Origin of the sequence: Streptomyces sp. NPDC059092 (assembly GCF_042756365.1) — a bacterium.
Classification (GTDB): domain Bacteria; phylum Actinomycetota; class Actinomycetes; order Streptomycetales; family Streptomycetaceae; genus Streptomyces.
Map to the genome: position 1 here is coordinate 26179 of NZ_JBHZEJ010000081.1, position 8166 is coordinate 34344.

5 protein-coding genes are annotated in these 8166 nt (G+C 71.6%); 2 read left to right on the forward strand and 3 right to left on the reverse strand.

What is annotated here, in order from left to right:
* Window positions 1-330: 330 nt before the first annotated feature.
* Window positions 331-1449, forward strand: a complete 1119-nt coding sequence (locus ACFXPL_RS32410; RefSeq protein WP_384926367.1) for a methyltransferase domain-containing protein — start codon at window positions 331-333, stop codon at window positions 1447-1449.
* Window positions 1450-1588: 139 nt separating this feature from the next.
* On the opposite strand, the gene ACFXPL_RS32415 is transcribed toward ACFXPL_RS32410, so the two are convergent.
* Both ACFXPL_RS32415 and ACFXPL_RS32420 read right to left on the reverse strand, forming a co-directional pair.
* Entirely contained in the window at window positions 1589-4171 is a 2583-nt protein-coding gene (locus ACFXPL_RS32415) for an ABC transporter permease (RefSeq protein WP_384926369.1), read from the reverse strand.
* Window positions 4168-4956: an ABC transporter ATP-binding protein gene (locus ACFXPL_RS32420; protein ID WP_384926371.1), complete on the reverse strand. Its 789-nt coding sequence runs from the start codon at window positions 4954-4956 to the stop codon at window positions 4168-4170. Before ACFXPL_RS32420 ends, ACFXPL_RS32415 begins: the two co-directional genes overlap by 4 nt.
* 386 nt (window positions 4957-5342) lie before the next feature.
* On the opposite strand from ACFXPL_RS32420, the gene ACFXPL_RS32425 reads away from it, so the two are divergent.
* Entirely contained in the window at window positions 5343-6965 is a 1623-nt protein-coding gene (locus tag ACFXPL_RS32425; protein ID WP_384926379.1) for an MFS transporter, read from the forward strand.
* Between the two features lie 152 nt (window positions 6966-7117).
* On the opposite strand, the gene ACFXPL_RS32430 is transcribed toward ACFXPL_RS32425, so the two are convergent.
* Window positions 7118-8008, reverse strand: a complete 891-nt coding sequence (locus tag ACFXPL_RS32430; protein ID WP_384926373.1) for a cellulose-binding protein — start codon at window positions 8006-8008, stop codon at window positions 7118-7120.
* Window positions 8009-8166: the final 158 nt, after the last annotated feature.

Genomic DNA, 8166 nt, shown 5'->3' on the forward strand with positions numbered 1-8166 from the left:
AGCGTACGACGCCGGTACGACAGACGCGGCCGGGGCGGCGGAGGGGGCGGGACCGTGGCCGCTTCCCACCGGTGCCGGAGCGCGGGGGCGTGGGCGGGGGCGTGGGCGGGGGCGCTCAACAGCGCCCCTGTTCGTGACGTTGCGCATACGCCAGACTGCTTTGCGTTACGACAGTTCGGGAGGCTTCGCGAAAGGAGCCGACATATGGGTACGCACGGCGACGGCAAGGGCGGTACAGAAGGCGACAAGAAGCAGTCGCCCCGCGAAGGCGACGGCAGGTGGACCAAGCCGGTCACCAATCCCCCTAAGAAGAAGGACACGTGACCTGACATGAGCTCCCCGGCGCGCCTGCTGGAGATCCTTACCGCCCAGGGGGCGGTCCCCGACGGATGGGCGGACACGGTGGGCGCAGTCCGGCGCGAGTTGTTCCTGCCGGACACGATCGAGGCCGGAGGTGTCACGATCCGCCGGTGCGAGAGCCCGGAACGCTGGCTCGCCGCCGTCTACGACGACCTGCACATCATCACCCAGATCAACGACGGCCGGGAAACCCCTGAAGGCGCCTACCGGTTGCCGACCTCGTCCAGTTCCCTGCCGAGCATCATGCTGGAGATGGTGGACCTCCTGGAGGTACGGGAGGGGCAGCGCGTCCTGGAACTCGGCGCGGCCACCGGCTACCACGCGGCCTGGCTCGCCCACCGCCTGGGCTCGGACCAGGTCACCAGCGTCGACATCGACCCGGTACTGGCCCGGCAAGCCGCGAAGAACCTCGAAGCGGCCGGTTTCCATCCCCAAGTGGTCTGCGGGCTCGGCGAGTACGGCTGGCCGGACGAGGCACCGTACGATCGCATCGTCGCGACGTACACCGTGCGCGAGGTCCCGTACGCCTGGGTCGAGCAGGCACCCTCGGGCCGGATCGTCACCCCCTGGGGCGGGAGTCTCTTCCCGTACAGCTTCGCCGTGCTGGACGTGGGCGACGGCGAGGCGCACGGCCGCTTCACCGGATACCCCGCCTTCATGCGCACCCGCCGCAACCGCCCGCACCGGGGCCACCTCGCCGACTTCCTGCACCACCGGGAGGAGGCCGTCGAGTCCCGTACGGACCTGTCGCCCCTCACCTTCGACGGCGACCCCGACGCCCTGTTCTTCATCGGTCTCGACCTGCCCGACGCCTGGTACCTGCGGGCCGACGCGGACGACGGCAGCGGTGAGGCGACCTTCTGGATCCTGGCGGACGACCGAAGGTCCTGGGCGGCGGTCGGCCATGCACCCGGGGCGAGCACGTACGCGGTCACGCAGTACGGGCCACGCGCCCTGTGGGACGAGGCGGAACGCTCCTACCGGCGCTGGGAGGAGCACGGCCGCCCGGCACGCGACCGCGCCGGCCTGAGCGTCACGCGCGACGGGGAACGGGTGTGGCTGGACACGCCGGGCGACGTCGTCCGGTAGCGCGCGCCCGGGGCCCCGGCAGAAGCGCCCCGGCCCCGATGGGCGTTGGAGGGCGTCCACCTGGGCCGGGGTGACTACCGTACCGGTCCGCGGCGCGTACGCATGCGCGTATGCGCCCCGTACGTTCCACTCCGTCGTCCTACTCCGTAGCGATCGCGGTCAGGACGTTCATGCGGCCCGCCCGGAACGCGGGGATCAGTGCCGCGAACAGGCCCACGAAGGCCGAGGCCCCGAAGACCGTGGCGATGGTCGGCCAGGGGATCTCCAGGATGCCCAGGCCCTCCAGGGCCAGCAGTTTCTGGGCGGCCGTGCCCCAGCCCAGGCCCAGGCCGAGGCCCAGCAGTGCGCCGAAGAGGGCGATGACGACCGACTCCAGGCGGATCATGCGGCGGAGCTGGCGGCGGGAGAGGCCGATGGCCCGGAGCAGGCCGATCTCGCGGGTGCGTTCGACCACCGAGAGGGCCAGGGTGTTCACGACGCCCAGTACGGCGACGATGATCGCGAGGGCCAGCAGGCCGTAGACGATGTTGAGGAGCTGGCCGATCTGGTCCTTCAGGTCCTGCTTGTAGTCCGTCTGGTTCTGCACCTTGTACTGCGGGTAGGCGGCCAGCGCGTCCTTGAGCGCCGTGTAGGCCTGCTTCTCCTTGCCGTCCTCCGCCGCCGCGAACATGATCATGTTCTGGGGGACCTTGCCGGCCGGCAGGTACCGCTCGGCGGTCGTGATGTCGACGTACATCGCGCCCTTGTCGACGTTCACTTCGTCGGAGGTGATCGCCGCGACCTTCAGCTTCGCGGTCCGCCCGCCGTCGAAGGCCACCGTCATCTCGTCGCCGACCGTGACGCCGTGCCGCTCGGCGTAGTCGTCGCCGACCGACATCGCGTCCTTGCCGTACGCCGCCGCCAGTTCACCGCTCACCGTCTCGCGGCGCAGGTCCGTCGCGTACGTCGGGTCGGCCGCCGACAGGCCGACGCTGTCCGTCCTCCCGTCCGGGGCGGTCATCCGGACCTCGACCCATTTGTACTCCGTGAAGTGCGCGATGTCCGGCGCCTTCTCCAGGGCCGCCTGGGCCTGCGGCACGATCGGCTGGCCGTTGGCGCTCTGGACGATGAAGTCCGCGCCGACCGACCGGTCCAGCTCGTCCGTGGCGGAGGCGACCATCGAGGAGCCGACCACCGCCAGGCAGGCCACCAGGGCGAGCCCGATCATCAGGGCCGCGCCCGTCGCCCCCGTACGCCTCGGGTTGCGCAGCGCGTTGCGCTCCGCCATCCGGCCGACCGGGCCGAACACCCGCAGGACCACCGCGCCGAGCACCCGGACCAGGCCGCCCGCGAGGAGCGGGCCGATCACGACGAAGCCGAGCAGCGAGAGGACCACGCCCGCGCCGAGCAGGAGCGAGCCCTCGCTCGCCTTGCCGGAGTTCGCCGCCAGGAGCAGCGCGGCTCCGCCGGTGCCCGTCAGGACCAGGCCGATGGCCGCCCGTACCCACCCGGAACGCCCGTCGTCCGGGGTTCCCGCGTCGCGCAGCGCGGCCATCGGGGAGATCTTCCCGGCCCGCCGTGCCGGTACGTACGCGGCGACGACCGTGACGACGACACCGAGGACCAGGCCGAGCACCGGGGTCGTCCACCTCACCGTCAGATCGCCGGTGGACAGGTCCATGCCGATGGAGGACATGAGCTTCATCAGCCCGACGGCCAGCCCCACCCCGGCCACGACGCCCGCCACCGAGCCGATGATCCCGAGCAGCACCGCCTCCAGCAGCACCGAGCGGTTGACCTGCTTGCGGCTGGAGCCGAGGGCCCGCATCAGGCCGATCTCCCGGGTCCGCTGCGCGACGAGCATCGAGAAGGTGTTGACGATGAGGAAGATGCCGACGAGGAAGGCGATCCCGGCGAAGCCGAGCATCGCGTACTTCATGACGTCGAGGAAGGAGCCGACGTCCGAACGGTTCGCCTCCGCGGCCTCCTGCCGCGTCTGGAGCTTGTACGGGCCGGCCCCGAGCGCAGCCGCGACGTCCTGCTTGAGGCGCGTGTCGCCGACGCCCTGGTCCGCGGTGACATTGAGGTGGGTGAAGCGTCCGGCGGATCCCAGCAGGACCCGCTGGGCGGTGGCGGTGTCGAAGAAGACGACGGTCGCGCCGGGGTTGGTGACGGTGAAGGTCGCGATCCCCGAGATCTTCGCCTTGATGTCGCCCGTGACGGCGATGGTGCGCAGTTCGTCGCCGATCGCGAGACGGTGCTTGTCGGCGGCGTCGGCGTCGATCATCACCTCGGTCGGGCCGCGCGGCGCGTGACCGGAGGTGATCCGCATCGACCGCAGGTCGTTGTGCGTCCAGTTGCCGGCGATCGTCGGGGCGCCGTTGCCGCCGCCCACGTCCTTGTTCGCGTCGTCGACGACGGTCACGCTCATGCTGCTGACGGCGCCCTCGGCGGAGAGTACGCCCTGTGTCTCCCGTACGGTCTCGATCGTGGCGGCGGGCAGCGACTCGGGCCGGCCCGTCTGCGAACTGCCGGATTCCGCGTCGTCCCCGGCCTTCTTCGGGCTGACCGTGACATCCGCGGAGCTCGCGGCGAAGAGCTTGTCGAAGGTCGTGTTCATCGTGTCGGTGAAGACGAGCGTGCCGCAGACGAACGCCACCGACAGCAGGACCGCCACGGCGGAGAGCGCCATGCGTCCCTTGTGCGCGAGGACGTTGCGCATCGAGGTCTTGAGGACGGTCACGACGTACGCCCCCGTGCGTCGAAGGCCTTCATCCGGTCGAGCACGGCGTCGGCGGTCGGGCGCTCCATCTCGTCGACGATCCGGCCGTCCGCGAGATACAGCACCCGGTCCGCGTACGAGGCGGCCACCGGGTCGTGCGTGACCATCACGATGGTCCGGCCCAGGTCGTCGACCGAGCGGCGCAGGAAGCCGAGGACTTCGGCGCCGGCCCGGGAGTCCAGGTTCCCCGTCGGTTCGTCACCGAAGATGATCTCGGGCCGCGCGGCGAGCGCGCGGGCCACGGCGACGCGCTGCTGCTGGCCGCCGGAGAGCTGCGTCGGACGGTGCGTGAGGCGGTCGGCGAGCCCCACCGTGTCCACGACCTGCTGGAGCCACGCGATGTCCGCCTTGCGGCCCGCGATGTCCATGGGGAGCGTGATGTTCTCCAGGGCGTTGAGCGTCGGCAGCAGGTTGAACGCCTGGAAGATGAAGCCGACACGGTCCCGGCGCAACCGCGTGAGCTGCTTGTCCTTGAGCCTGGTTATCTCGGTCTCGGCGAGGTGGATCTCGCCGGAGGAGACCGTGTCCAGTCCGGCGAGGCAGTGCATCAGCGTCGACTTGCCGGAGCCGGACGGGCCCATGATCGCGGTGAACTCCCCCTGGGCGATGTCCACGTCGACATGGTCCAGCGCGACGACCCGGGTGTCCCCCGAGCCGTACGCCTTGACGACCTGCCGCGCTCGCGCCGCGACGGCCGTCCGCCCGCCAGTACCCCCGTGCCTGGGGATGGTCACAGCCGTTATCACGGTATGTCTCCTCTTCCGCTTTTCATGTGATACGGGTTTTCCGCCCCCCGTGTCCGTAAGAACAACCTAAGGAGCGGGACACGGCCCGCACGTCCTCCACCGGTACGAACAGCCCCTGGCGAGACGTAAGGAGGTACCCCTAGGGGACTCCGCCCGCCGATGGACCCGCCGGTGAGACCCTGGCGCCCCCATTCGTCCCCTCCCGCCCTGTGAGGTGCGGGTGAGAAGGTGTCCCCGACCAGATACGTGTACGGGGAAGGGAACTTGTGAGCGGCTCCGGAGGCAGTACCGAGGACACGGAACACACCAAGGACACGGGCCCCACGGACGCGATACCCGACGGGCCGCGCACCCCTCGCGGGCGCGGCCCCGTCGTCGCCGCACTCATGCTGGGGATGGCGCTCGCCGCGCTCGACGGCACCGTCGTCTCCACGGCCGTCCCGCAGATCGTCGGCGACCTCGGCGGATTCGCCGTCTTCTCCTGGCTGTTCTCCGGCTATCTGCTCGCCGTCACGGTCACCCTCCCCGTGTACGGAAAACTCTCCGACACCCTCGGCCGCAAGCCCGTACTGGTCGCCGGCATCATCCTCTTCCTCATCGGCTCGCTGCTCTGCGCCACCGCCTGGAACATGGCCTCCCTGATCGCCTTCCGCGTCGTCCAGGGCCTGGGCGGCGGGGCGCTCCAGGGCACGGTGCAGACCATCGCCGCCGACCTCTACCCCCTCAAGGAGCGCCCGAAGATCCAGGCCAAGCTGTCGACGGTCTGGGCCTCGTCGTCCGTGGCGGGCCCGGCGGTGGGCGGGCTCATCGCCGGGTACGCGGACTGGCGCTGGATCTTCCTGATCAACCTGCCGGTCGGGGCCGTGGCGCTCTGGCTGGTCGTCAAGTACCTCCACGAGCCGCACCACGCCCGGAGCGGTACGAACACGGGTACGGGAGCCGATGCGAGTGCCGGTGCCGGTACGGGTGCCGGTGCGGGAAGCGGTGCGCGTACGGGCCGGGCGCCCCGGATCCGGCCCCGCCCCCGGCCCCGTATCGACTGGGCGGGCGCCGTGGGCGTCTTCGGGACCGGAGCGCTCCTGCTCACCGCGCTCGTCCAGGGCGGGGTCGCCTGGCCCTGGCTCTCCGTACCGTCGCTGGCATTCCTCGGCTCCAGCGTGGTCCTCGCCGCGTTCACCGTCGTCATCGAACGACGGGCCGCGGAACCGATCATCCCCGGGTGGGTCTGGCGCCGCCGCACCATCGCGGCCGTCAACCTCGCGCTCGGCGCCCTGGGGCTGCTGATGGTCGCCCCGACCGTCTTCCTCCCGACCTACGCGCAGTCCGTCCTCGGGCTCGGCCCGATCGCCGCCGGGTTCGTGCTCTCCGCCATGACTCTGAGCTGGCCGGTCAGCGCGGCCCTCTCCAACCGGGTCTACAACCGCATCGGCTTCCGGCAGACCGCCGTCATCGGCATCTCGCTCGCGACGCTGGTCCTGCTCGCCTTTCCCCTGCTCCCCTATCCCGGGCACGCCTGGCAGCCGACGCTGATCATGCTGCTGCTGGGCGCGGCGCTGGGGCTGTTCCAGCTTCCGCTGATCATCGGGGTGCAGTCGACCGTCGGCTGGTCGGAGCGGGGCACGGCCACCGCGTCCATCCTCTTCTGCCGGCTGATCGGCCAGAGCGTGGGCGCGGCCGTCTTCGGCGCGGTCGCCAACTCCGTACTCTCCGAACGGCTGGCGAGCGCGCCCACCACCGGTCTGCCCGAGGACGTGGACGGTGTCGCGCGGGCCCTGGAGGATCCGGCGTCCCTGAGCGCCGAGGCGGCGGACTACCTGCGCCGGGCGATGGACACGGCCGTCGACCATGTCTACGTGGGCGCGGCGGGGGCGGGCGCGCTCGCCCTCCTCGCCCTGCTCTTCCTGGCGCCGCGCCGCTTCCCGGTGCTCCCGGACCCGCCCGCGGACCAACCGGCTGGCCAACAGGCTGACCAACCGGCGGACCAACCGGCGGACCGGCAGGGCCCGTAGGCCCCGGAAGAGCGAGCGGCCCCCGGTGCTCAGGCGAAGGCGCCGTCAGCCCGCCAGCCCGGCGCCCGGCGCCCGTCAGTCTGGCGCCCGTCAGCCCGGCGGGCGGCTCCTCCGAGCGGCGCCGCCGATCCGACGCCCTGTGTGCGTACCCGTCACTCCTCCGTCGGAGCCCTCCCCGTCAGCGCCGCCAGGCTGTTCCGTACGTGCGCCATGTGCGCCCGCATCTCCTCGCGCGCCTCCTCATGGGCCCGTACCAGCCGCTCCGTGTCCCGCGCCACCGAGTCCGCCCGCGCCCGGGCCTGTGCCTTCAGCTCGTCCGCCTGGTCCTGCGCGTCCTCCTGACGGTGCCGCGCCTGCTCACCCGCCGCCGAGAGCCCCCGCTGCGCCTCCGTGAGCTTCGCCTGAGCCCGTGTGGTGCGTTCGTCCGTCCCGGCCTCCAGCGCCGCCTCCCGCGCCGCGATCTCGCGCTCCGTCGCCGCGAGCCGGTCCGTGTGCTTCTGCTCCAGCTCCTCCAGCAGCCGCTCCGTACGCCGGCGCACCTCCTGAAGCTCGGCGAGCGCCTCCGCCCGGTGCTCCGCGCCCTCGTTCCGCGCCTCGTTCAGTGCCTCGTCGGCCGCGTCCCGCGCCGCCCCCACCACGCGCTCGGCGTGCGCCTCCGCGTCCTCCCGTACGCCGGCGGCCTGGTCGCGCGCCGTCTCGCGTATGTTCCGCGCCCCGGACTCCGCCGCCGCGAGCGCCACCCTGCACTCCTCGCGCACCTCGGCCCGCAGCGTCTCGTCCTCCTGCCGGGCGAGCGCCAGGATCTGCTGGGCGCGGCGGCCCAGGTTCTCGTACGTCGGCGGCTCCAGCGATGCCACCCGGGTCGCGAGCACTTCCGCCTCGCCCACCATCCGGTCGGCCAGGGAGGTGAGTTGCGCGACCCGCTCCAGGGCGTCGTCGCGGTCCTGGGTCAGCGCGGCGTACTCCCGGTCGACCTGTTCGGGACGGTAACCACGACCACGTACGGGAACGAAGCCATGATCCGACAACGGTGCACCACCCATCTTGAAGCCCCTTCTCGGGCAAGCCACAGAGTCACAAGCCAGGGTCGGGTACAGCGAGGCGCCCCCCCCCCCCCGCGGGGGGGCGCCCGCGGGCCAGAGGTATAAAAAAAAAAACAAAACACCCACACACCACAACGACCACTGGGGTCGGATCGGGT